The sequence below is a fragment of the Fibrobacter sp. UBA4309 genome (genome assembly GCF_002395745.1).
Classification (GTDB): Bacteria; Fibrobacterota; Fibrobacteria; order Fibrobacterales; family Fibrobacteraceae; genus Fibrobacter.
The window spans coordinates 57610-83517 of the sequence record NZ_DGUN01000078.1 but is presented as its reverse complement, the minus strand read 5'-3'; the positions used below and the strand labels follow the sequence as shown (position 1 = coordinate 83517).

At 53.4% G+C, this 25908-nt stretch carries 17 protein-coding genes; 12 read left to right on the top strand and 5 right to left on the bottom strand.

Going from position 1 to position 25908, the window contains the following annotated elements:
• The first annotated feature begins 39 nt into the window (after positions 1-39).
• Complete coding sequence (locus B3M32_RS11730) at positions 40-669, top strand: hypothetical protein (protein WP_290747110.1); 630 nt, start codon at positions 40-42, stop codon at positions 667-669.
• A gap of 88 nt (positions 670-757) precedes the next feature.
• Here B3M32_RS11730 and rpiA read toward each other — a convergent pair whose 3' ends face one another.
• Positions 758-1447 (bottom strand): ribose-5-phosphate isomerase RpiA, encoded by a 690-nt coding sequence (rpiA, locus tag B3M32_RS11725; RefSeq protein ID WP_290747108.1) that lies wholly within the window; start codon positions 1445-1447, stop codon positions 758-760.
• Positions 1447-2070 (bottom strand): FKBP-type peptidyl-prolyl cis-trans isomerase, encoded by a 624-nt coding sequence (locus B3M32_RS11720; RefSeq protein ID WP_290747107.1) that lies wholly within the window; start codon positions 2068-2070, stop codon positions 1447-1449. The genes rpiA and B3M32_RS11720 overlap by 1 nt, the downstream gene beginning before the upstream one ends.
• A gap of 73 nt (positions 2071-2143) precedes the next feature.
• On the opposite strand from B3M32_RS11720, the gene B3M32_RS11715 reads away from it, so the two are divergent.
• From B3M32_RS11715 to B3M32_RS11680, 8 genes are all read left to right on the top strand, one after another.
• On the top strand, positions 2144-2872 hold the full coding sequence (locus tag B3M32_RS11715; protein WP_290747106.1) for a metallophosphoesterase family protein: 729 nt from the start codon (positions 2144-2146) through the stop codon (positions 2870-2872).
• A 193-nt stretch (positions 2873-3065) separates the two neighbouring features.
• Positions 3066-3527 (top strand): 23S rRNA (pseudouridine(1915)-N(3))-methyltransferase RlmH, encoded by a 462-nt coding sequence (locus B3M32_RS11710; protein WP_290747105.1) that lies wholly within the window; start codon positions 3066-3068, stop codon positions 3525-3527.
• Positions 3528-3604: 77 nt separating this feature from the next.
• Positions 3605-5170 (top strand): peptide chain release factor 3, encoded by a 1566-nt coding sequence (locus B3M32_RS11705; protein WP_290747104.1) that lies wholly within the window; start codon positions 3605-3607, stop codon positions 5168-5170.
• An 18-nt stretch (positions 5171-5188) separates the two neighbouring features.
• On the top strand, positions 5189-7915 hold the full coding sequence (locus B3M32_RS11700) for a TIGR02171 family lipoprotein (RefSeq protein ID WP_290747103.1): 2727 nt from the start codon (positions 5189-5191) through the stop codon (positions 7913-7915).
• A 74-nt stretch (positions 7916-7989) separates the two neighbouring features.
• A complete protein-coding gene (locus B3M32_RS11695) occupies positions 7990-8724 on the top strand; it encodes a DsbA family protein (protein ID WP_290747102.1) in 735 nt (244 codons plus the stop codon).
• Positions 8725-8822: 98 nt separating this feature from the next.
• Positions 8823-11981 carry a carbohydrate binding domain-containing protein gene (locus tag B3M32_RS11690; RefSeq protein ID WP_290747101.1) on the top strand — a complete coding sequence of 1053 codons (3159 nt, stop codon included), beginning with the start codon at positions 8823-8825 and terminating at the stop codon, positions 11979-11981.
• Positions 11982-12040: 59 nt separating this feature from the next.
• Positions 12041-13237, top strand: a complete 1197-nt coding sequence (locus B3M32_RS11685) for a hypothetical protein (protein WP_290747100.1) — start codon at positions 12041-12043, stop codon at positions 13235-13237.
• Positions 13234-14871, top strand: coding sequence for a hypothetical protein (locus tag B3M32_RS11680; RefSeq protein WP_290747099.1), 1638 nt, complete (start codon positions 13234-13236; stop codon positions 14869-14871). Before B3M32_RS11685 ends, B3M32_RS11680 begins: the two co-directional genes overlap by 4 nt.
• 6 nt (positions 14872-14877) lie before the next feature.
• Here the strand turns inward: B3M32_RS11680 and glgB are convergent, their stop codons facing one another.
• On the bottom strand, positions 14878-17094 hold the full coding sequence (glgB, locus tag B3M32_RS11675; protein ID WP_290747098.1) for a 1,4-alpha-glucan branching protein GlgB: 2217 nt from the start codon (positions 17092-17094) through the stop codon (positions 14878-14880).
• 199 nt (positions 17095-17293) lie between these two features.
• Here glgB and B3M32_RS11670 point away from each other — a divergent pair, with 199 nt between their 5' ends.
• Positions 17294-17725 carry an acyl-CoA thioesterase gene (locus B3M32_RS11670; protein WP_290747097.1) on the top strand — a complete coding sequence of 144 codons (432 nt, stop codon included), beginning with the start codon at positions 17294-17296 and terminating at the stop codon, positions 17723-17725.
• Between the two features lie 102 nt (positions 17726-17827).
• Here the strand turns inward: B3M32_RS11670 and B3M32_RS11665 are convergent, their stop codons facing one another.
• Both B3M32_RS11665 and sufB read right to left on the bottom strand, forming a co-directional pair.
• Positions 17828-19258: an aldehyde dehydrogenase family protein gene (locus tag B3M32_RS11665; RefSeq protein ID WP_290747096.1), complete on the bottom strand. Its 1431-nt coding sequence runs from the start codon at positions 19256-19258 to the stop codon at positions 17828-17830.
• A gap of 143 nt (positions 19259-19401) precedes the next feature.
• Positions 19402-20817, bottom strand: a complete 1416-nt coding sequence (gene sufB / locus B3M32_RS11660) for a Fe-S cluster assembly protein SufB (protein WP_290747095.1) — start codon at positions 20815-20817, stop codon at positions 19402-19404.
• Between the two features lie 197 nt (positions 20818-21014).
• Here sufB and B3M32_RS11655 point away from each other — a divergent pair, with 197 nt between their 5' ends.
• Both B3M32_RS11655 and B3M32_RS11650 read left to right on the top strand, forming a co-directional pair.
• Positions 21015-22421: a hypothetical protein gene (locus B3M32_RS11655; RefSeq protein WP_290747094.1), complete on the top strand. Its 1407-nt coding sequence runs from the start codon at positions 21015-21017 to the stop codon at positions 22419-22421.
• 13 nt (positions 22422-22434) lie between these two features.
• Positions 22435-25908: an FISUMP domain-containing protein gene (locus B3M32_RS11650; RefSeq protein WP_290747093.1), complete on the top strand. Its 3474-nt coding sequence runs from the start codon at positions 22435-22437 to the stop codon at positions 25906-25908.

Below are 25908 nucleotides of genomic sequence, written 5' to 3'. Positions count from 1 at the left end.
TTGCAGTTGTGGATTAACCCTTACTTATGAGGTGCCTAGATGGAATACATTGCTCTCGCACTTTCACTCATCGCAGTGATTCTGTGCATCGTTATCCTCTCGAAGGTTAGCAAGATTCTCGACAATCTCCATACCCCGATTGTTAAAAAGCTCACCCCGGACATGAACCTGAAGCCGAATTCCCGTCGCGCCGTTAGCGCCCAGGAAATGGCCCAGCGTGGGGAACGCAACAACAAGGACAATCGCAATAAGGATCGTCAGAATAAAGAAAACCGCGGTGAAAAGAACGGCCAGGCCCAGCAGGGTCAGAACCGTGACCGCAACGAACAGCGTGAGAACCGTGGTTCTCGCCGTGACCGCCGTGAAGGCCGTCCGGATCGCCCGCGTCGTGAATTCAACAATGCCGAAGCTCCTGCTGCCGCCGTTGCCGCCGAAGCAGCTCCCGCTGCTGCCGAAGCCCCCGCTGCAGAAGCCCGTCGTCCGCTCGCACCGCGTATCCCGGTTGAAACTCCGGCCGCTCCCGTTGCTCCTGCTCCGGTTGCCGTTCCGGCTGTTGCTGCCGAAGCGCCTGTCGAAGTTGCCGAAACCACTTTTGATCCCGCCAAGGTCCGCTATGGCCGTCGCAACGTGATCAAGAAGGCTCCGGAACTCGCTGACGACGAAGCCTAATTCGCGATAACACGCGCGAATGCGCAAAAATTGAAAGCCTCCGGTCTTTTGACCGGAGGCTTTCTGTTTCTTAAACGGATTGCCTGGACTAGAATTCCACTAGGCCTTTCTCGGCGTCGGCGAGAATCACCTTGGTGGCCATGCCCACGAAAAGTCCGTGGCCCACGATACCTACGATATGTTCCAGGTCGCGTGCTAGTTTGTCCGGATTTTCGATAATCCCGAACTTGGCGTCTGCAATCAGGTTGCCGCTGTCGCTAATCACCGGGCCGTCCTTGCCGGGAGCGCCCATGCGCACCTTGAGGTCTCCGCCCAGCTTTTTCACGCGTTCGGTCACCACGGCGATGGCTCCCGGAATGATTTCGAGCGGAACGGCGAACTTTTCGCCGAGCTTGTTCACCTTCTTGCCGCTGTCCGCGATAATCACGTAGTTGTCGGTCATGGAGGCGACAATCTTTTCGAGCAGGTGGGCGGCACCGCGGCCCTTGATCAGGTTCCTCTGGTCGTCGATTTCGTCGGCACCGTCAATCACCATGTCCAGGTGGCTGACTTCGCCCATTTCTTTGAGCGGGATGCCCAGGCTACGACACTGCAGCGTGGTGCTCCAGCTGGTGCTCACGCCCGTGACGGAGAGGCCTTCGGTCTTGATGCGTTCGGCGAGGCGGTTCACCATGTGTGCGGCGGTACTACCCGTACCGAGCCCCACGGTCATGCCGTCCTTGATCATGTCGGCGGCACGTACGCCAGCCGCTTTCTTGAGTTCGTCCATCGATGCCATTAGCGCCATCTCCTGTTGTAGTTGTCGTTGTCGGAGTCGTAACCTTCTCCAAAATCTTCGTCAAACGATTCGTCGTCGAACTCGCCGTCCGGGAAACCGCTTTCGAGTTCGGTAAAACTGGGGGAGTCTATGGAGACTACCTGGACTTCGAATATCAGGTCCTTTCCGGCAAAGGGGTGGTTCCCGTCTACGAGGACGGTGTCCTTGTAAATTTCCTTGACTACGTAGATGCCGTCGGTTTCTTCGTCTTCGTCGAGATGCAGGTCGTCACAAAATTCGTCGGCGGTGTCGGGCAACTGGAATTCGCGGATGTCGCCATCCTGGAACATTTCGAGTTCCATGCCGAGCCAGAGTTCACCGACTTCCTGGAGTTCCGCCTTGGGAACCTGGAGAACAAGATCGTCCCTGTAGGGGCCGTAACCCAGCTTGTAGGGTATTTCTACGGTAAAGGAGTCTCCGACCTTTTTGCCTTCCAGGGCAGTTTCGAGGCCGGGGATGATGTTTTCGTAGCCGTGGATATAGACAAAAGGATGTGAAGAAGGGACTTCTTCCAGAATGCGTCCGGTCATTTCTTTGAGGGTATACGCAATGCTGACCTTGAGCTTGTCTTGAACAGTTTCCATACGGGCGCAAATATAGTTAATAGTTAATAGTTCCTTGTTCTTAGTTATTGGGGATATTATTAAATTTTTCGCTATGCTTTACGGAATATGTTCTGATATACACTCCAATGCCGTTGCTTTTGAGGCCGTCCTCCAGTCCATGAAGGAAAACGGTGTCGAAAAGAGAATTTGCCTTGGGGATTTGGTTGGATACGGTGTCGATGCGGACGAATGCGTCCAGTTGGCACGGAAAAATATGGATGTATGTCTTATCGGCAACCACGATAGCGTGGGCATCAAGTACGAATCGAGCGTCGGCTTCAATCCGTATGCCAAGCAGGCTATCGAGTGGACGCAGAAGCACTTGAGTGCGGAGTCTGTCGCCTACATGAAATCGTTGCCGTACATATACGAAGAAAACGATATCACGTTTGTGCATGCTTCTCCGCTTTCTCCGGCCGATTGGGTGTATATCACCGATTTGGAAGGCGCGCTTGACGCGTTTGACCATTTTACGGGCCGCTACTGCTTTGTCGGCCACACGCACAGCCCGGTGATTGTCGCTAGCCGTCCGATGGCGATTCCCAAGATCCTGGACGAATATGAATACGTGATTGCCGATACGGAACGCCTGCTGGTGAATGTGGGCAGCGTGGGGCAACCGCGTGACCGCGATCCGCGCGCCTGTTGGTGCCTGCTCGATACCGAGACCAAGTGCGTACGGCTGATTCGCGTCGATTACGACGTTTTCCAGACGCAGGAGCGCATGAAGAAGGCCGGCATGCCGAGTTTCCTTATTGAACGCCTGAGCGTAGGGAGATAGACGAAAGACCGCTGCGCTGGTAGACGATAGACGAAAGATTTTAGGTATGAGTACTCCATATAAAAAAATATATGATGTTGTAGAGGTGTTTCTCTTTCGTCTAAAGTCTTTTCCTTTCGTCTTTCGTCTAACAAGTTTTCTTATCGTCTAACAAGTTTTTCTATCGTCTTTCGTCTTTCGTCTTTCGTCTAATATGAAATGGGTTCTAGCAGTATTCGGTAAGGCCGGCTCGCCGTTTATCGCGGACGAGGTGGACAAGTACGTGAAGCGCCTGCGTGGGGGAGTCTACCCGCTCGAGGTCGTGGAACTCAAGGAATCGAAAATCGACGACCGCGTTCAGGCGCTGGCGCAAGAAGCGTCACTTTTTGACAAGAAGTTTCCGAAGTCGGAATACCGCCGCGTCATCCTTTCCGAAGAGGGCAAGCTCATGGACACGGTGAAGCTCTCGGATACGCTCCGCGACCGGTTTCCGGGCAATATCGTGTTCTTGATCGGGTCTGCCTACGGCATCGACGAAAATTTGAAGAAGACGGCGGATTTGCTGCTTTCGCTTTCGCCGCTTACGTTTACGCACGACCACGCCCGCGTGCTTTTTGCCGAACAGCTCTACCGCGTTCAGATGGTGATGCAGAACCACCCGTACCATCACAGGTAATCATCGTCATGGCGGGCCTGACCCGCCATCTAGCATCCATTTTTCTATATTTGGCGGCGTAAAAAACGGGACTCTTTATGAACGCAGAAATCGAAAAACGCCGCACTTTCGCCATCGTAAGCCACCCCGACGCGGGTAAGACCACCATCACCGAAAAGTTCCTGTGGTACGGGAACGTCATCCGCGAGGCGGGCCACGTGCGCGCCAAGGCGAACCGCAGCTACACGGTGAGCGACTGGATGAAAATCGAGCAACAGCGCGGTATTTCGGTTTCGAGTTCCGTTTTGAATTTCCCGTTCGAAGGTTGCATGTTCAACCTCGTCGATACCCCGGGGCACCAGGATTTCTGCGAAGACACCTACCGCGCCCTGACCGCCGTGGATGCCGCCCTCGTGCTTATCGATAGCGTGAACGGCGTGGAAAAGCAGACCATCAAGCTCATGGACGTGTGCCGCATGCGCCACACCCCGATTATCACGTTCATCAACAAGATGGACCTCGATGGCCGCCACGTGCTCGACTTGCTCGACCAGATTGAAAACGTACTCCATATCAAGACGGCGCCGTTTACGCTCCCGATTGGCGTGGGCAAGCTCTTCAAGGGCGTCTATTCCATCGCCGAGAACACCTTCCATACCTTCAACAAGGAAGAAGGCCACCAGGAAATCATCCAGATGGAAGGCCCGGACGATCCGCGCCTCGTTGAAATGTGCGGTGAGAACTGGGTGAACCAGTTCAAGGAAGAATACGAGATGGTCACCGGCGGCATGGACCCGTTCGACCACGAGAAGTTCCTGAAGGGGGAGATGTGCCCCGTGTTCTTCGGTTCCGCGGTGAACAACTTCGGCGTGCGTCAGCTGTTGAACGCCTTTGCCAAGCTTGCGCCGCCCCCGATGGTGCGCGAGACCGACAAGCGCCCGGTAAGCCCCGACGAAAATGCCTTCAGCGCATTTGTGTTCAAGATCCAGGCCAACATGGACCCCAAGCACCGCGATCGCACGGCCTTCCTGCGAATTTGTTCGGGAAGCTTTACCCGCGGGGAGAAAGTTTTTCACGTGCGTACCGGCCGCGAAATCCGCCTGGCCGCCCCGACGGCGTTCCTCGCGAAGGATAAGGAAGTCATCGACCATGCCTGGGCGGGTGACATCGTGGGCATCAACGACCCGGGACTTTTCCGCATCGGCGATACGCTGACCGACGGCGAAAAGATCAACTTCACCGGCATCCCGGACTTCGCCCCGGAACACTTTGCCCGCGTGACGCTTTTGAACCCGCTCAAGAGCAAGCAGATGGCGAAGGGCCTTGCTGAACTCAGCGAAGAGGGCGCGACGCAGCTTTATGAACCGCTCAAGTCCGCGATACCTGTGATTGGTGTGGTGGGCGAGCTGCAGTTCGACGTGCTCAAGTTCCGCCTGCAGAGCGAATACGGCGCCGACGTGCAACTCGACCGCGTTCCGGCTCATGGCATCCGCTGGGTCACCGGCCCCGAGAAGGACCTGGGCAAGTTCGCCGAGGAATACGCGATGGACTGCATGATGGACAAGGAAAGGAACCTCGTCTGCCTTTTCCCCAATGAATACCGCCTGAACCTTGCTGTCAAGAATTACGAAAACCTGAAATTCGCCGAGACTTCGCAGGGCTAAACAGTTTCTGGGGTGGGTATGCGTGCTATTGGACTTTTTGCTTTAGGCGTCTTGCTGTTCGCGTGTTCGAACAGTACCGACGGATATGTCGAAAAAACGGAAGTCTCCCCGTATTCGGGAATGGTGAAAATCGCTGCCGCCGGCAAGTCCGGCTACCTGGGGACCAATAGTCCGGAAGCTACCGCCAAGGAACGCCCGCAGGCGAAGGTTACGTTTGATTACGACTTCTACATCTCGGAGCACGAAGTCACCCAGGAAGAATACCTGTCGCTCATGGACAAGACTGTCCGGGATGCGAACCCCTGGAATGTCGGGAGCTCGCTCCCCGCGATTAACGTCACCTTGTACGACGCCTTCTTGTATGCCAACGCCCGTAGCGTCCGCGAGGGAATGGATACCGCCTATAGCTATACCGGTCTCCAGTTCGATTCCGCGGGCAACTGCATCCACATGGAATCTCTGGTGTTCCATCCCGAAGTCGAGGCGTACAGGCTCCCGACCGAGGCCGAATGGATTTTTGTGGCGTCGAACGGGTGGAATGTCTCGTCTAGCTGGAACCTCGACAATTCGGAAGGCCATTCGCACGTAGTCTGCTCGCTCGGAAAGAACGGTTTCCGTGTCTGCGACATGGAAGGCAACGTGGCCGAATGGATTAATGACTGGATGGGCCCCCTGGACAGTAGCGTTGTCGCCAACAACTACCTGGGTTCCGAAAACGGCGGGGCTCTCAACGAAAGGCTAGTGAAGGGCGGCCATGTAGGCAAGGGCTCGGCTTGGATCAAGGCCTACTCCCGTGGCGATGTCTATGTCGTGAATGCGTCGAACAAGTTCTCTTATGTCGGGTTCCGCCTGGCTCTGGGCGCTATTCCCAATGGAACATGGCTCAGTTCTACGGGAAAGATGAGGCAGTCCAAACTGAACATGCTGGCGTCGTCGGCGACGCTGAAGGCGATGACCGGCACCCATAGCGTGAAGCTTGCTTTCAGGAACGAGATGACGGGCAACCTGGCCTACATCGATTACGCTTCGGGTGGCAATGTCGTAGAAGAAATCGAGGACACGCTGGACGTGTACCATCCGGCGATTTCTCCGGACGGGAAATGGGTCGCGTTCTGTACCAAGATGGAAGGCGTCGCAGGGAAATCTTCGCTGTACGTCCGCCGTCTGGGAACGGACACTTCTGCGGCGGTGCGCTTGCAGGTGGAGTCGGCAGCCATTCCGCGCTGGCGAGTATTGCCGGGTGGCGATACGGTTATCGTGTATGTTTCCGGGACGGGCGACAATACCGACAGAACCGCCTGGCTTGCAGAATCGACATGGCAGGTGCGTTTTGGTCTAGGCGGTTTCGGGACTCCCGAAAAAATCCATGACGGAACTTTTAACGGAGGCGTGTCGGCAGACGGAAACCTTGCCGTAAGCGGTGCGCGGCTTCTCCGTGCCCGCAGGGGCGATTCCCTGTACGTATGGTACGATAGCCTGCAGGCTTGCAACGCCTCGCTGCAGGCCCAGACGGCGCAGACGCTTTTCCTGGATTTTGGCGGCAGCCGTGGTCGGGAATTTACCGGCGAAAAATATGGGACGCACGAAAGGATTCTCGTTGTCGACAGTGCCGGACGCCTGGTCAAGTCCGTGCGGGCTCCGGCAGGGTATTCGTTCGACCACACGGAATGGGTTTCGGACAAGCTGGCCATTGCAACTCTCGCTAACCCCAACGGGGCTCACGAAAAGATTGTCCTGGTCGATATGGAAACATCCGAAATCCTGGAACTGGTTTCCGGCGAAGACCTGTGGCTGCCGGACATGCGGGTGGGAGAGAGGTATGCCCTGGATCCGTCCGTCTCGGATTTGGACCCGGACAGCGCCGCTGTCTACTTGCTGGAATCTTCGGATGTCAAGACGCTGGTGCTCCGCGAAAAGATGTACCTGTTCTGGAAGTACCTGGACTCTATCAACGTAGTCGTCTTCGGATCTTCTAGACCGTCCTGTGGGGTCGATGCGACTCTGTTCGGTCCGGATATCTTCGCCATCAACATGTCGAATGTCCCGAACATCATGTACGAATCGCGCTTTTTGTTTGAAAACTATGTCGTCCCGCTGGCGCATAACGTGAAGGCGATTGTCGTTGGGCTCGATATAGACCGCTGGTATCGTTCAGAAATGACGATCCAGTACAATTTCTTTGCCGAAGATTACAAACGTTGCCCCGGGTATGTCTACGACGAGAATCACGATTTCTGGAAATCGGGATACCCCAAGGGAATGCGCGAATACAACGAGATTAGCTACAACCCGCCCAAGGCTATCGAGGAGTATACCTATAATCGTGGTATGCAGATTACGCCGCCCAATATCGGTTGGGGCGCCGAGCCGGATTTTGAAGTGGACAGCAACTGGATGGACAACCTGGCGGCGGATTACTACAGGAATTTCAACAACCTTGTCTCGATGCTTTCGACTGCCCGCGAAAACGGCATCAAGGTCCTCGGGGTCATTTTCCCGCAGAGCCCCATCTACAGGGAGACCGGGTCTTACGGTCGGTACGGCCTCCGCAGGTCCGAAGCGCCCCGCCTGATCGAAGAAATTAACGCCTTGTCGGCAGAATACCCCAATTTTAGGCTTTTGGACGAAAATAAGATGGGAGATCACGATTATCCGGACTCCTTGGCCTTTGACTGGGACCATCTCCATAACGGGGGTGGCGTCATGATTACCCCGCGAATCGATTCCGCGTTACATTCGTTTTAGGCTTTTTTATATATTTTTTCCCGGATATGTGGGCGGACTGCGCCCGCTGGACATTCACATCAAAAGGACACATAATGAAACGTCTCTCTATTATTGCCGTGGCCATTATCGCCATCAGTCTTGTCGCTTGTAACCAGGCTTCTGCTGGCGGAACCTTCGGTTCCCAGGCCAAACTGGACAATCTTGAAAAGGAATTCAACACTTTGAAGGAAGAATTCGAGGTTATCAAGTACGCTCTCGACAAGCGCGGCATCTCGCTCGAGGCCGCCCGTGCCGAAATGGAAGCCGACAACAAGGTCTGGGACATCCCCGACGAAGACAGCCCGGTTTTCGGCAATACCAAGAACCCGAAGCTCACCATCGTCGAATTTACCGAATTCCAGTGCCCGTACTGCTCCCGTATCGCCCCGACGATGCAGGAACTCAACAAGAAATATCCGGACCAGATCAAGTTCGTGTACAAGCACTTCCCGCTCAGCTTCCACGCCAATGCCAAGGCTGCCGCTGCCGCTTCCATCGCTGCCCACAAGCAGGGCAAGTTCTGGGAATTCCGCTATGCCCTCGCTCCGCATAGCCGCGAACTCAGCGATTCCACCTACCTCGCCGTAGCCAAGGAAATCGGCCTCGATGTCGAAAAGTTCAAGAAGGACATGGTCCTCGACTCCGCCATGGATGCCCGCATCGACAAGGACTTCCAGTTGGGCGTGAAGGTCGGCGTCCAGGGTACCCCGAACTTCTACATCAACGGCAAGCGCCAGGACCGCTTCTCTCCGGACCTCGTCGAAAAGCTCCTCAAGGAAGCCAAGTAGTGTTTTCAGGTGTACACGCTTAAATCGCTAGGCGTGTGCCCTTTTTTATTTCAAGTTTTTAAATTCAAGAGAAACAAACAATAAACAAGGAACGACATATGATCAAGCAAACATTGAAAGTCGCGTCTGTCATCCTCCTGGGTGTAAGCGTGGCTGCAATGGCTCAGCCGAAGAAGCCGAAGACGGTCGTCTACAAGTTCTTCGACGAGCAGTATCGTCCGGGTGGTTTCGACTACGCGTACGGCGGCAAGAGCAAGGGCATCACCATCACGAAGGATGGCGGTTACAAGTCCAAGGCTGCCTTGCAGATTAACCTGGACCCGAAGGAATACTCCGGTGCGTCCGTCTGCCTTTACAACGAATTCTTCGACCTGAACAAGTACATGCTTGATTCCAAGGTCGAGTTCATGATCAAGGGCAAGGAAGGCGGCGAAAATGTGAAGATCGGCCTCCTCGACGAAGAAGTCAGCGACGGCAAGAAGACGCAGGTCGTGCTCCCGATGAACAAGTACATCGAGGGTGGTGCCGTGACGAAGGACTGGAAGAAGGTTTCCATTCCTCTCGTGGACTTCCCGGACCGTGGTCTCTACTGGGACAACACCCGCAAGTCCGAATTCCCGGCCCGCATCGACTGGGACAAGATTGCTGAAATCCGTTTCTCCATCGACAAGAGCGGCGCCAGCGACTTCAACATCTGGGTGGACAACATCGAGATCGTGAAGGGCAACAAGAAGGCTCCGCCGAAGAAGAAGATGATCTACTGGGATGAAAACGAGGACGTCATCGACGGCCCGAAGAACCCGGAAAAGCTTGACGGCAAGGCCAAGACCCTCGCCACGTTCTACGACAACCAGCTCAAGGGCTTCAGCTACAGCTACGGTGGCCTTACCGCCCAGCGTGAAGCCAAGTCCAAGACTCAGGGCAATGCCAACGTGCTCGCCATGTACATCGACAACAACGACTGGTCCGGCGTGACCTACTCGCTCGGTGAAGGCAAGTACATCGACCTCTCCAAGGTCCGCAACAAGGGCGGCCTCTACTTCTGGATCAAGGGTAAGCTCGGCGGCGAAAAGCTGTATGTGGGTATCCTCGACAACCAGGGCAACGACGTGAAGAGCCAGACCAAGGTCGGCCTCAACGACTGGATCAAGGTCAGCAAGGATTGGCAGCTCGTGAAGATTCCTCTGAAGCGCTTCATGGACAAGGGCAAGGCTTGGGACGCCAACAAGCAGGCCGAAGTCGCGAAGGACATGCAGTGGAGCAAGATTCAGGAAATCCGCTTCTCCGTGGGCAAGGGCGAAAACCAGGGCGAACCGGGCAAGCCGGCTCCTGTGACCGTCTTTGTGGACCAGATCACGTTCACCTCGAACATCGACTGGGTTGACCCGGACCTCAAGTGGGATAACTTCAAGTCCAACGAGAAGGACCTCCTGATTTCCGACTTCGAAGGCAAGTACGCAAACGAACTCTGGGAACCGGCCTTTGGTCCGAAGTCTCAGCTGAAGCATAGCGTTGGCGCCTGCCCGAACATGAACGGCAACTGCCTCAAGATCGAACACTACCTCCTCGCTGACTGGGTCGACGTCGTGCTCGACATGGAAAAGCGCAAGCGCCCGGCCGCCGACCGTGACTGGACCAAGCACTGGGGCATCATGTTCGACGTGTACTCCGAAAAGGCATGGCAGTCCATCACCGTGCAGGTGCAGGACGCCGGCAACGAAATCTTCGTTTCCAACGTCGGTGCTCCGAAGGGCAAGACCACGATCCTCGTGCCGTTCCGTACCTTCGGCAAGTTCCCGTACTACCAGCCGCCTAACGCCAAGGAAAACGGCATCTTCGACCTGAAGGGTGTCGTCGCTCTCGACTTCAAGCCGAGTGGTGAAGGTACTGCCGGTAGCTTCCAGATAGACAACATCAAGCTTACCAACCTCCGTGAAATCAAGGCTAAGGAACGCCCGGCTGTTATCAAGGTCGTGGTGAAGGGTGAAAGCGACGTGCTCAACCCGGAAATCTCCGGTGGCCTGTTCGGCATCAACGCCGCCCTCTGGGATGGCGACATGCTCGACAACAAGAACTTCAAGGTGCAGACTCGCGAATTCGTGAAGCGCATCAACCACGGTATCGTCCGTTACCCGGGTGGTCTCCGTGCTGATGACGACCACTGGAAGGAAATCCTCGACAACCACGACTGGATGGTCGATACCGACGAATTCCTCGAATGGTTGAAGAAGACTGGCTCTAACGCCATGTTCACCGTGAACTTCGGTTCCGGCACCGAACAGGAAGCTGCTGCATGGGTGAAGCACACCAACGTCGACAAGAAGGCCGGCATCCTCTACTGGGAAATCGGTAACGAAGTCTACGGTAACTGGCACCCGTACTACGAAAAGTATGGTAAGGACGGCGGTACCATCTATGGTAAGCGCGCCCGCAAGTTCATCGAAGCCATGAAGAAGGTTGACCCGACCATCAAGGTCGCTGTGCTCGGCGTTCTCGAAGGCGACTGGAATGAAAAGGTGCTCAAGGAAACCGGTGACATCGCCGATGGTCTCATTGTCCACCACTATCCGCAGCACTTCGGTGAAGAAAACGACTTCGCCCTCCTCTCTGCTCCGCAGACTCTCACCGCTATCTACGAACGCCTGCACAAGGTCGTGGACAAGTGGACGGCCCACTACAAGAAGGATAAGAAGATTGAACTCTGGCTCACCGAATGGAACTCCGTCGACTTCAACCCGGGCCCGCAGACTCTCTCTGTCGAGAACGGCTTGTTCGTCGCTGACTACCTCGGTATGCTCGCCACCGAAAACGTGGATAACGCCCAGTACTGGGATATCCACAACGACATCACTCCGGAAGGCGGTGACTACGGTTACCTGACCCGTTCCGGTGAAAACTGCATGAACTGCCCGCGTCCGAGCTACTGGGCCTTCCAGATGGCTTCTGACGCTCTCCGCGGCAAGCTCATGAAGACGACGATTTCCGGTGACGAAGATGCTCTCCTCACGGCCTACTGGACTGTGAAGGGCAAGAAGAACCAGCTGTTGCTCGTGAACAAGAGCCCCTACAGCGACTTCGACATCAAGCTCGACATTCCGGGCTTCAAGGGCAAGGCCAAGGTCCAGACCCTGGACAAGACCTCCGAGAAGCTGAAGGAAGGCTGGACGAACGATCCGTCCAAGAAGGCTAAGACTGTCGATATCTCCAAGGGTATCAAGGTCGGCAAGCGCACGCTGACGCTCATCACTCTCGAGTAATCGCAGAAACGCGAAAAGAATTGCCCCGGCTTTGCCGGGGCTTTTTGTATGTTTGAGGTATGGGAATTTGCTTAAATCGCATTCTTGTCGTGTTGCTTATATGGGGCGCCTTTTGGGGGAACTCCTTTGCACAGGCAGATTCCCTCTCGCTTAATTCCGTGATGGATCTGTTCGTAGAGGATTATCAAGAATCTGCGGAAGAGACTGAGTCTAAAAAGAGGTTGGAACAAATGGGGGCGGCAATCCTCTTGCATGATTCTGCACGTTCCGCTATGCACGAAAAACGCTATGACGATTTCAAGAGGATTTATGCTGAAACTCAGGAGTTCGAAAAAAAATATCCATATAGAGTCTTTTATGATGCTGATATACTTGTAGTAAAGTATTTTGCGAAGGATTTCGCTTTCCTTTGCAATGTTGATTCCGTTGCCCGCTATAAGATGTTTGTTTCACCACAATACGGACTCGGGGCTACAAATCTTCGCGAGCAGATGAAATCGGGTGTTTTTGAAGAAACTCTCAAGGAAATTGAAAATGGGAGCGACAGGGCTTTTGTCCGCATTCTATTTGCGGGATTGTTTGAAGATAAGGAGACGGTATCGAAAAAGATTGCGGAGGATAGATCAAAACTGACAAATCAGAAGCAGTTGAAATATCTTGTTGATCAATATTGGAGTATGCGCGAACCGGACCTGCATAATTTCGCGACTTTTTCTTTTGGGCTTCCTTTCTCGAAGTTGTTTGGCGACCTCGAAAAAAAGGTAAAACCCGGTTTTGGCGGAATTACGGGTATAGATATGTTGTATAAGGATTTCTTGCTCGGATGGAATCTGGATGCATATTCGGGCAAATATAGGGATGTAGATTCCTTGTATTTCTTTGATGCGAATGTTGGCTTTAATCTTGGCTATATGTTTTTGAGCAAGAGGCGTGTACACCTTTATGGGTTCCTGTCGGTGGGCATTGGAATTGGCCAATTGGCTTGCGACGATTATGATGATGAAAAATGCAATGATGACTCTCGACAAGACTATTTTACGTATGGTGCCGGAGGCATGGCCGATGTCCTTTTTGCAAGGCTTGGAAACTATTGGTATGGAATTCGGTTGAGGGGCGGGATGAGGAATGTTAAAGCCGATCACCTTGTAGATGCATCCGGATACCGGTTGGGTGGATCTATTGAGCTTGTGATGCTTCGCTATAAAGAAAAGAATGTTGAATTTGAATTCAAGAATGGCGTGGGTGCGGCAAAATGAAACAACTTGTAGTGCTTATCCTTGTACTTCTGCCTTTCTGCTTTGCAGAAGAATATGTCAAGTTTGATTTAGTCGCAGACAAGTTTTCTCAGAAGCAGACTGTATTGCAGAAGCTTGAAATGGCGCCTGTTGCTTATTATGGATTGATTTCATCTGAAACGGTCTATAGTAATTTGAATGTACCGGGCCAGAATTTTATTGACAAGTTCCCGAAGGTGTATAAGGCTTTCTTGGGGTGGAGCGATTTCAAGTCGAAAAAAGTGGATGCGTCTTTGTCGCAGGTTTCCGAGCCTTTGCGCGACATGTATGAAAAACGCTATGCCGCCCTGACAATTAAGGGTGCAGTGCTTTTGCACCAGGTGATTCGGGTGGAACGCTTTTTTGATAAGGAAATGAAGGCCTGGGTGCAACCGAAACCCGAAGAATCCATGAAGAATGTCTTTGCGTTTGCCTATGTTGGACCCGATTTTACTCGTGACTCATTGTCGTGGAAATTGTCGCAGCGGATGATAAATACCATAAGAGAAAACAACTGTGACTTCAAAAAAAGGATATTCTTCTTGGATGGATTCTCGGGAAGCATTGATTCTTCGTTAGAAAATGCCAAGCTTGATACGCTTCGCTTTTTCCCGCGTCGGATAAAGTACGATGTCGTATTACGACCTTCCGTTATGGTGCGCGAAAAGATGAAGGATCTTGTCAAAAGTGGAAATTTCGCGGCTGCGGGGGAACTTGCCGATTCTGCGGACATGTCGCCACGTTCAAGAATCCTTCTCAAAATTCTGCTTCGCGACTACGGTTTTATTGAAAATCGGGATTCGATAAGGTACTACAACGACGATTACAATGAATTCTTTTATACGGATGAACTTGACTCTGTTTTGGCGAGGAACGTGAGAGCGGTGTATGAAGACGGCTCGTATTGTGATGCTGCACAAAGGGATTCTAGGGCCGATGGAAAAAAGGTCTGTGATGCGGTAAAGAAAATCGTGAATTCTGAATTGCCAGGACTGGTTGTAAAGGAAGAAGGGCGCTTCAGGTTTAACATGTCAATGGATTTGGGACGTCAGTTTTTGCTGGGGGATTTCCAGGATATGCAACCGAAGTGGCGTGTAGACCTGGGACTCGGCGTTTATATAAACCGCGGAATTCTTGGTGTGGAAACCGATATCCGCCGCTATGATTCCAAAAACGACGCCTTCGGTTTTTCGGACTTTGGTGCCAATTTAATGTTCGGCTATTTATGGCTAAAGACAAGGTATGTAGAAAGCGCTGTCTTTGGCAATCTAGGCTTTTCGAAATTGGAAAAGCATTTCCGACATGACGATACGTATGATGGGGAAAGCTATTTCCGGTATGGCGCGGGTGGTTACCTGGATTTGATTTTACCGAACCATATTGGGGAGCCTATTCAACCAAGGCAGACTCTTGTACAGCGATTCAGTGTTCGCATGAAGTTCGCTTTCCATAACATGAACGTCTCCGATATCCACGAAGCCCAAGGTTTTACGCCGTATGTCGCGTTGGGCTTGGTTTGGCATTTTGTCAAAGTTAATGCTACTGGAGTACCTATGTACAGACCACGACAGACGTATCAAGGCCCCATAGCCCTTGACTGTGTCTGGGTGGACTGACAGCAGTTATCGTTCCAGCCTGAAGTACACAGCGGCGAGCGGCGGGAGCTGGATGTTCAAGCTCCACTGCCTGTTCTGCCACGGAATGTCTTGCGTCCAGACTTCGCCGAAGTTCCCGACGTTACTACCGCCGAACATGTCGGAATCGGTGTTGAAGATTTCCTTCCAGGCGCCGCGCGAGGGGGCGCCCAGGCGGTAGTCGTTGCGGACCACCGGCGTGAAGTTGAAAACGCACAGGATCTGGTTTCCGTGGTCGTCCTTGCGCACGAAGCTCACGATGGAATTGTCGGCGTCGTCGCACCAGATCCATTCGAAACCGGTGTAGTAGTGGTCGATTTCCCAGAACGGCGCGTTTTCCTTGTAGATGTGGTTCAATACCTTCATCATCTGCAAGAGCTTTCCGTGGCTGTCCCAGCTGACCAGGTGCCAGTCGAGCGACTGCTTCTCGTTCCATTCGCGCCACTGCCCGAACTCGTTGCCCATGAAGTTGAGCTTCTTGCCCGGATGCGCGTACTGGAACGCGTAGGTGAGGCGCAGGTTCGCGAACTGCTGCCAGTTGTCGCCCGGCATCTTGCGGAGCATGGAGCCCTTGCCGTGCACCACTTCGTCGTGGCTGAACACCTGGATGAAGTTCTCGCTGTATGCGTACATCATGCTGAAGGTCAGCTGGTTGTGGTGGTACTTGCGGTGGATGGGTTCGTGCTCGATGTAACTCAAGAAGTCGTTCATCCAACCCATGTTCCACTTGTAGTGGAATCCGAGGCCTCCCTGTTCAGGCGGACGCGTGATGGAGGGGAAGCTCGTGGATTCTTCGGCAATCAGGATGGCATGCGGCGTGAGGCGGCCCATGATGCTGTTCAGGTGCTTCAGGAACTCGATGGTATCGTAGTTGATGTTGCCACCGTCCTTGTTCGGGACCCACTGGCCGGGGCCCTTGCCGTAGTCGAGGTAAAGCATGGATGCCACGGCGTCGACGCGGAGGCCGTCGCAGTGGAATTCCTTGAGCCAGTACATCGCGTTCGCGATGAGGAAGTTCTTGACTTCGTTGCGGCCCAGGTTAAATATGTAAGTGCCCCAGTGCGGGTGTTCGCCCTGGCGCGGGTCGGCGTGCTCGTAGCAGGCGGTGCCGTCAAAGCGGCCAAGCGCGTGCGCATCCTTGGGGAAGTGTGCCGGGACCCAGTCGAGAATCACGCCGATTTCGTTCTGGTGGCAGAGGTCCACAAAGTGGCGGAACTGGTCGGGCGTGCCGTAGCGGCTCGTGGGGGAGTAGTACCCGGTCACCTGGTAGCCCCAGGATTCGTCGAGCGGGTGTTCCGCGAGCGGCAAGAATTCCACGTGCGTGTAGCCCATCTCCTTCAGGTAGGGGATGAGGCGTTCAGAAAGTTCATCCCAGTTGAGGAAGCGGTCGGGGTTCGCGGGGTCTCGCCTCCAGGAGCCCGCGTGCACCTCGTAGATGTTCATCGGGCTTCCAAAAACCTTGGTTGCCCAGTGAGTCTTCATGTAAAGGTCGTCGCCCCATTCATAGCCGTCGAGGTGCGTCGTGATGGAGGCGGTGGCCGGGCGTACTTCTGCGAGTTTTGCAAGCGGGTCCACCTTCACGTGCAGGTTTCCGTCGGCACCGTGAATCTCGAAGCGGTAGAGTTCGTTTTCGCCGAGGTTCGGGATGAAGATTTCCCAGATTCCGGAACTGCCGAGCATGCGCATCTGGTGGCGACGGCCGTCCCAGCTGTTGAAGTTGCCGACGACGGAGACCGCGCGGGCGTTCGGGGCCCACACGGCGAATTGTACGCCCTTGAATCCCTGGTGTTCCACGAGGTTCGCGCCCAGCTTGCGGTAGAGTTCGTAGTGCGTGCCTGCAGAAATCAGGTGGCGGTCGAATTCGCTAAGTACGGGCTGGAAGGCGTACGGGTCGGTGAGCGTGTACTCGATGCCGTCGCCCTGCTTGATAATCAGGTTGTAGAAGAACGGCTCGTATTCCATGTCGAGGATGGCTTCGAAGAATCCGGTATCGCCGAGCTTCACGAAGTCGAATTCAACTTCGCCGTCACAGGATTCGCCGCGGATGAAGGCTGCCTGCGGCTGGTATGTGCGGATGACCGTCTTGATTCCCCTGTCCGTCTCGAGCGGATGGATGCCCAAAATGGAGAACGGGTCCTTCGTATTGAAATCCCAAATCGCCCGCATATCTTCTGCGGTAAGGCTCGTAAAGTCGTTCCAATCCATAAATACTCCTTTAGACGGACCGCGAAAAACGCGGCGTCATGCTTCTCTTTGTAAATATAACATTAAGAAATAGTTTTTGGTCGATAGTTGTTAGTCATTAGTCTCTTGTTGTTAGTTGACTGTAGTTTTTTTTGTTTTTCTAGAAACTAGTAACTAGGAACTAGTAACTTTTTTATCTTTCTCCCAAACGGAGGTTATTATGGCTATTGCGATGGAAGATACCGTGAACCCGATGCAGTTCTCTCAGGTTTTCAAGGTGACGCCCGAGATGATTGACGACAATCACCACTTCAACAACGTTTGGTCGGTGAAGTGGATCCAGGATATCGCCATCGCGCATTCCGAATCGGTCGGCGGTACGGCCCTGATGAAGAACCTCGGCGCAGGCTGGATGATTCATGTGCAGCACGTGGAATACAAGAACCAGGCTTTTCTGGGCGATGAAATCCGCGGGACTACGTGGGTGGCTGCCTATGGCCGCGTGGCGTGCCTGCGCAAGTGCCAGTTCGAGCGCATCTCCGACGGCAAGGTGATTTTCGAATCCGAGACGCAGTGGGTGCTCGTGGACCTGAACCGCGGCCGCCCCATGGCCATCACCGACGAGATGAAGAAACTGTATACGGAAGGGTAGGCCCAGCTTAACTCAACTAAGGCAATAAATTGCCTAGTTTCGTATATCGTGGCTTAGCCACTCAGGATGACACTGTTCAATACAGCATTCGGGATGGCGCTGTTACCCTAGAATCTTCTTTGCTATCCGCTGGATTTTGGCGCGGAGGCTCTTGTCGCTTGCCTTGTGGTAGGGCGGGTAGAAGAACTGCATGGGGTCGAATGTGCCCTGGTGCATCACGTTGCGTTCGTGGCTGAATGTCTTGAACCCGTAAATCCCGTGGTAATTCCCTGTGCCGCTCATGCCCACGCCACCGAAAGGCACGGAGAGGTTCTCGATTTGCAAGATGCAGTGGTTCACGCAGGTGGAACCGGAGGTGGTTTCGCACATCACGCGCTTGGTGTCGCGCTTTGATTTCCCGAAGATGTACAGCGCGAGCGGTTTTGGACGGCTCTGCACGAACGAAATAGCTTCTTCGAGCGTGTCGTAGGCGACAATCGGGAGAATGGGCCCGAAAATTTCGCACTGCATGATGTCCATGTCGGGCGTAACGCCGGTGAGTACGGTCGCGGGCGTATAGCGGCCCGCAATCTCGCAATTAACTGCTCCGCCGATGACGGCTGTCGCGCCTTTTTTAGCCGCATCTTCCATGAGCGCCTTGTGGCGTTCGACTGCCTTGCTCTCGACGATGTGCACGAAGTTTTCGCAATTCTTGCGGGTATCTTCCGTATCACCGTACATTTTCCTTATGTTGTCTGCAATCGCATCGGCGAGCGGTTGCACAAGACTGCGCGGGCAAAGCATATAGTCCGGCGCAATGCAGGTCTGGCCTGCGTTCAGGCTTTTGCCCCAGGCGATTTTCTTGGCGGCATCTGCAACATTTACGTCTTCGAGGATTATTGTTGGCGATTTGCCGCCGAGTTCGAGCGTGACGCCGGCATGGACCTTCGCTGCACATTCCGCGACGTGCGCGCCGATTCTCGGGCTCCCGGTAAAGAATACATGGTCGAAGGGGAGGGCGAGCAATGCGTCTCCGACTTCGGCTCCGGCTCCCTGCACTACGGCGACTTCGTCTTGCGCGAACACTTCTGCGATAAGCGATTCAAGGAACGCGGCAACATGCGGTGTCTTGTGACTGGGCTTCGCGATGACGACGTTGCCTGCGGCAATGGCTGCCGCGATGGGCGAGATGAACAGCAGGAAGGGATAGTTCCACGGCGCCATGATGAGCACGCGTCCCTTCGGTTCAAAATGACTTATGCTCTTGTTCAAGGGGAAAAGCCAGCTCCATTTGCCGGGCTTGTCCTTCATCCATTTGCGGAGGTGCTTGATGGCGTAGTCAATCTCTTCGAGGGCGGGGAAGACTTCGGTCAGCCAGGCTTCTGTCTTCGGCTTGTGGAAATCGGCCCAGACGGCGTCGTAGAATTCCTGCTGGCGTGCGACGATTGCCTTGCGCAGTTTTTTCAGCTTGGCGATGCGTTCTTTCGCGGTCGTACCCGCGACTGCCCAGCGCTTTTTTCCCTGCGCCTCGAAAATTTCTTCCAAAGTATTCATCGTTTGATATTATAGAAAAAAGGAGTCGTCATCCTGACGACCGTAGGGAGGAAGGATCCAGTCATTATGATGTAATGTGTTGGAAGTAAATCGGTCCTGGATCCTTCGCGGCTTCGCCACTCAGGATGACGCGTTACGATGCATCAGCCTACACTGTGTTCGAGCTTCAGCGTCAGCAGTTGCCTTGCTTCGGTCGCGAATTCGCCCGGGAGTTCCTTGAACACGTCCTTGCAGAACCCGCCGACCATCGCCTGTATGGCATCTTCGCGCTTGACGCCGCGGCTCTCGAAGTAGAAAAGCTGGTCTTCGCTGATGCGGCTCGTGGTCGCTTCGTGTTCGGTGGTGGAGCTCGCGTTTGCGACCGTGATGTAGGGGAACGTGTGCGCGGCGCTCTTGTCGCCAACCAGCATGCTGTCGCACTGCGTGTAGTTGCGTGCGCCCGTGGCGGATTTGCGGATGCTCACTTCGCCGCGGTAGGCGTTGCTGCTGTAATCGGCGCTGATACCCTTGCTGATGATCGTGCTCTTGGTGTTCTTGCCGATATGGATCATCTTGGTGCCGGTATCGGCCTGCATGTGCCCGTTGGTGAGGGCCACGCTGTAGAATTCTCCGACGGAGTTGTCGCCCAGCAGCACGCAGCTCGGGTATTTCCAGGTGATGGCGGAACCGGTTTCCACCTGCGTCCAGCTGATGCGGCTGTTCTTGCCCGCGCACTTTCCGCGCTTGGTGACAAAGTTGTACACGCCACCGGCTCCCGTCTCGCGGTCGCCCGCGTACCAGTTCTGCACGGTCGAGTATTTAATGCTTGCGTTATCCTTCGCTACCAGTTCCACGATGGCGCTGTGCAATTGCTTGCTGCTGAATTCCGGCGCGGTGCAGCCTTCGAGGTAGCTCACGCTAGCGCCTTCGTCGGCGATAATCAATGTGCGTTCGAACTGGCCCGCTTCCTTGTTGTTGATACGGAAGTAGGTGGAAAGGTCCATCGGGCACTTGACTCCGGGCGGGATGTACACGAAGCTTCCGTCGCCAAACACCGCGCTGTTCAGGGCCGCAAAGTAGTTGTCGCCAGCCGGGACCACGCTTCCCAGGTATTCCTCGATGAGTTCGGGGTATTCCTTGATGGCGTCGCTGATGCTACAGAACAGGATGCCCATCTCCATGAGCTTTCTCTTGTGGCTGGTATAAATGCTTACCGAGTCAAAGACCGCGTCTACGGCCACGTTGGCAAGGCGCTTCTGTTCGTCGAGCGGAATGCCCAATTTTTCGAAGGTCGCGAGCAACTCCGGGTCCACGTCCTCGATTTTCTCGTGACTCTTCTTGGTCTTCGGGGCGGAGTAGTAGACGATGTCCTGCAAATCGACCGGCGCAAAGTTCAGTTCGCCCCAGTTCGGCTGCTTCATGGTCTTGAGCTTTTCATACGCTTTCAGTCGAAAATCGAGCATGAACTGCGGCTCGCCGCGGAGCTTGGACGCCCTGCGGATAACATCTTCGTTCAGGCCCTTCTCGAAGGCCTCGTTCTCGATATCCGTTACAAAACCGTATTTGTAGTTTTCGCTCATTTTTCCCCTTCTGGGCGGTCGAAATGCGCTCCTAATATAGAAAAATATAACGAAAATCACTTTTTCCCGATTTGTGCGGACTTTTTGGGCGCTTTAGGTACATTCCAGCTAAAAAAAAGATACATTTTAGTTACAAAATTTTTGACAACAGAAAGGACCCATAGGCGACTATGAAACACCTTGGATTTTTATTCTTTTTGACCGTTCTTGTGTCTGTGACGTGGGCTGACCCTACCGCATCCATCTTCGTGAAAGATGCCGAAGAATTTGCGGCTATCCGGAAGGACCTCGAAAGCTTGAAACAGGGACTGGGCAGCAGTGCCGAGCTGGATTCCCTGTGGAACGAGGCCAACAAGATTGCGCAAATGAACGACCGGTGCTCGATGATTTCCATCAACGAAGTCCTGGACGAAGCCTGTAGCCACTTTTATGCCGTAGAACTTCCCGCCTTCGAAACCAAGTACATGGAGGTGACCGGCGAACTCCGCCTGGGCTCCATCGCGATGGGCAACTCTCTGGCAGAACGTACGGAACAGATCAAGGTGTGTGCCACGGCCCTGGGCGGCGTTGTCGTTTCCAAGGAACAGTTGCTCAAGCTGAACGGCTCGCTGGACCTGGAACCGCTGAACCTGGAAGGCGCTTTCGACGCCACCTATAATTTCAACCTCTATTTCGATTCCCGCCGTATGGAACAGCAGCGCCGCATGATGGAACGCTGGCTCAACAAGTGCGGCGATATCGTGCTGCGCAAGTCCGGTGACGAGTTCGCCCCGCTTTTCCTGCAGTCAGTGAATATCATCAACGACTCCCTCGTGAAGGCCAAGGCCAACGTGAAGATTGTCGTCGAACCGGAATTCCTGGACTTCTACCTCGACATGAACAAGTCCGTGCCGGGCTACTATTACTTGAATGGTACCCAGCTGTTCAGTGTGGCCGCGTTGCCTACGGGCCGTAACTATTCCCATATCATCGTGAACCTCCCGAAAAAGAAGGTGAACCTGCCCTTGGGTACCGATGGCGAAATGCAGAACTTCAAGGGCCGCGTGGAATTTACGTCGGTCTACCAGGACAAGGACTTGGTCGGTCGTTGGACTTGGGGCAAGCCCAAGAAAAAGAAGTCCTACACCGAGGTCATGGCGTCTATCAAGGAAGAATCTACGACGATTGCCGTGGGCGATTCCGCGAAACTTGCCGCCGAGAAGGTGGCCGTTATCCGCGATTCGAGCGATGCCGATGCTGAGTTCGTGGCTGAACCGGCTCCTGCGGTTGCTTCTGCCGAAGATACGCTCAAGAAGGACCTTGCCGAAATGCAGGCCAAGGAAGACGCGGCGAAGGCTGCCAAGGAAGCTGCCGCGAAGGAAAATTCCGGGATAAGGATTCACTGGATTCCGCTGGCTATTACTGGTGCCGTGGCGGTGGCCGGTGGCGTGTTGGCGGCCGTGTACAACAACAAGGCCAAGACAGAACGTGACAAGGCTCCTTCGAATCCCGAAGAGTACAGCGACCAGCACGACAAGATTCAGAACAACCAGAACATGCGCAACATTTCTTTGGGAATCGCAGCACTTGGCTTAATCGGTGTCGGCGTGACATTCCTGTTCTAGCGGTAGGCGGATTATGATAGGCGAAAGACAAAAGTTTTTTGGGGGATTTGCGACACTTAAGGCGCCTGTTCTCGCGCTGTTTGCCGCATCCTTGTTCCCTGCCTGTACCGACTACGTCGAGGAATACGAATCGGAGTATAGGGCCGACTACGGTAATGCCGATGTGTTCGAAAGCAGGTTAAACGACGCCTCCAAGTGGGACTGGAAGCCGGATTGCCAGGACGGCGACGTCATTTGGGAATGGTGCTTTGCAAGCGATGGCAAGTATGCGCCTGCCACTTTTGCTGGTGCGTCCTGGGAATCGTTTGTCAAAGGCGACGCGCGTCTTGTGTTCTCCGGAACGGACAATGGTGGGCACAGCTATACGACAAACCTCCTTACCGAAGATAACGTTTTGCACATGCTCCGCAGTAACGGGGGGCTTCGTTTAGAAGTGGCCATGGCGTCCGGCGAATTCAGTGCTGGCGTGCAGGTGAAGTTGCAGAACGACGAACTCGACAAGTCCATTTACCCCGCAATGGTCCTGCTCTACACGAACGAATGTGCCGATGCGTTTGCCGGCCTGAAATACGTAGACGATGCCGGAAATACGGTCAGCGAATACCGCTGGGACAAACTGTCCGTGGGCGAACAAGTCTATACATCATTGGAATTTGACGACCTCCATTACACGGCTGGCGAAAAGGACGAGGATTTCTTGAAAAAGGCGAACACCTTCGAGGTGGGGCTTTCCGGATGTTCCGACTCTAAGAAGGGCCTGATGGTTTATGCCGTGGGTGTAAAGTATTCCGCTGGAAACGAAGGAAACTCTAGCAGCAGCGAAGGCGGCTCGAACGGCAGCTCGGCGAATTCGAATGGCGGTAATAGCACGAAGTCCAGCAGTTCTTCTGCCACTAATGTCTCGGGCAGTAGCGGTGGCTCCGGCAATGCATCCAGTAGCAGTTCTGTAACGTCTAACGGCAGTACGACTACGACCAGCAGCAGTGCAAAGTCCAGCAGTTCCGCTGATACAGGGTTCCTCTGGCGCGGTGCGGATAAGAGCAATTATGTAGAGACGGACTTTGGTTCTGATTCATGGGCCGTTTACACGGATCCGGGTGACCAGACGGTTGTTTTGCGTCCGCAACCGGACCCCTACGAAATTTGTCTGGGTCAATGTGGCCTGGTGTCTTTTGGTGCAGGATACGTTAATGGCGCCGATACTGTTGCTCCCTATGCCAGCATATCGTTCGATATTGCCAACGGTACCGAGGCTAATGTCTCTGATAGGTGGGGTGGCGTCTGCGTTACGTATGCAACCAACGATACCGCTACCTTGTATCTCAGTATGGGACTGGCGGATTCCCTGTATGGTAATGGAATGCCCATGGTCAAGTTGCCGCCGACAGCAGACAAGGATACGGTGTTTGCGACAGTACATCTGAAATGGGATCAATTCAAACAGCCGACGTGGGCTAAGGGTACAATTTCTGGACCTGCAATTGCGGAAAAGCTTCGCAAAATTGAGATTAATTTCGATGGAGAATATGGAAACTATGGCAAGACACAGTATTTCAATATTTATGAAATAGGAAGCTATGGTAAATGTGGCCCGACTCAGGATAAGAATATACCGACATGGAGCCGGAGTAAGTTCTATGCCGCCATCGATAGCTCTAAGCTCAACATAGAACCCTATGCGCCCTTGATTGACAAGAAAAATCTCCTTTGGTATGGTGGCAACAAGATAAAGGGAGGCACTTCTTATCGTGTCCAAACAGGCTTGGAGTATGATTATCCTAATTACGAGTACGACTCGTATCTCCAATTTGCTGAAGACAATGCGGACAAGCGCATAAGCAATTGCAATGGCAGTGTTTGCGGAACGGTCAAACATTCTATTGTGGAGGGAGGGGCTCAATTCCGAACTGCCGCCATATTTTTTGAATTTGCGCCCTCGGCTAATCTTAAAGAATGGGGCGGATTATGCGTGACTTATTCTTCGGATAAAAAAATGTGGCTGCAATTAGGCCGTAGCAACGTAACAGCTATCCGGGATACGATACCGTTGGAACCGACGACAGATACCTTGAGGAAAGCCTGTTTCTCGTGGCTCGATTTCGGGGCGTACACGTATGGGGCGACATTAAAGGATGGACGTTATCTTGATAAAGTCAATTCTGTGAAATTCAGATTCCTGCCGGAATCCTACGATGCAAATTTCAAGATTGTTGCTATCGGCAAGTGTACGGAGTGCAAGAGTGAACTTGCATGGGATTTCTTGAATCCGGATATCACTTATGATACCATAATTGATTCCCGTGACAAACAGCCCTATAAGTATGTAAGAATTGGCAACTACGAATGGATGGCCGAAAACTTGAACTACGACGGCTCTGAGGGCGTATGTTCTGGTAACGATCCGAAGAACTGTGCTAAGTTTGGGCGTCTTTATTCGCCCAGATGGGATCTTTGCCCGGATGGCTGGCATTTGCCGAATGAAGTAGAGTTTAAAGATTTGATTGCCTCGGCAGGTGGTGCCAAAACCGATGATTCCGATGATTCCTCTGCATCGAATCTAAAATCCTTGTATGGATGGAACGGTGGAGGGACCTATGTTCGCAAAACGACAGATAAATTTGGCTTTTCGGCCGTTCCGGCGGGCTATGCGGATGAAGATGGCACTTCTAGGGATTTCCCGGGGAAAGCGGCTTATTTTTGGGGTCAAAGAGGCGATGAAGATGCGTACCATTATTACGTGAAGATTCATTACACGAATAATGGTGCAGAACTTGGCCAGGGTTATATTGATGGTGGAACAAAATACAGCATCCGCTGCGTAAGAGGAAGCTCGTACGATGCAAAAAATGGCACCTTGAAAGACTTTCGTGATGGCAGAGTGTATAAGACGACTGTGATTGGTGACCAGACCTGGATGGCCGAGAACCTGAACTATGATTACCATTTGTTGACTGGACCTTTGGATGCAGATACATCAAGTTTTTGTTATAGTAACAAAGCTGATATCTGTGCAACGGATGGTAGGCTTTATGTGTGGTCGGCTGCAATGGACAGCGCTGCAATCTTTTCTAATGATGGCAAGGGATGCGGCTTCGGAAAAACTTGTTCTATAGGATCCAGGGTTCGTGGAGTTTGTCCGGATGGTTGGCATTTGCCAAGTAAATCGGAGTGGAACACGTTGCTCGATAAAATTGGGGGAAGCTCTTCTGCTGCCCTTAAACTTAAAAAAATAACGGGCTGGAATGATTCCGGTAATGGTACGGATGATTTCGGTTTCTCCGTTTTACCGACAGGTTATAGGGAAGTGGGTTCAGACGATGATAGGATCTTCATTAATAGAGGAAACCGTACACAGTTCTGGACGACGACAGAAGATGATAGTGATCATGCGAATTATGTTTTCTTCACCAAAGTTTCGGATGGAGTTACAATAGGGGCGAATAATCCCAAAAAAATGGGTTTTGCTGTCCGCTGCGTAAAGGATTAA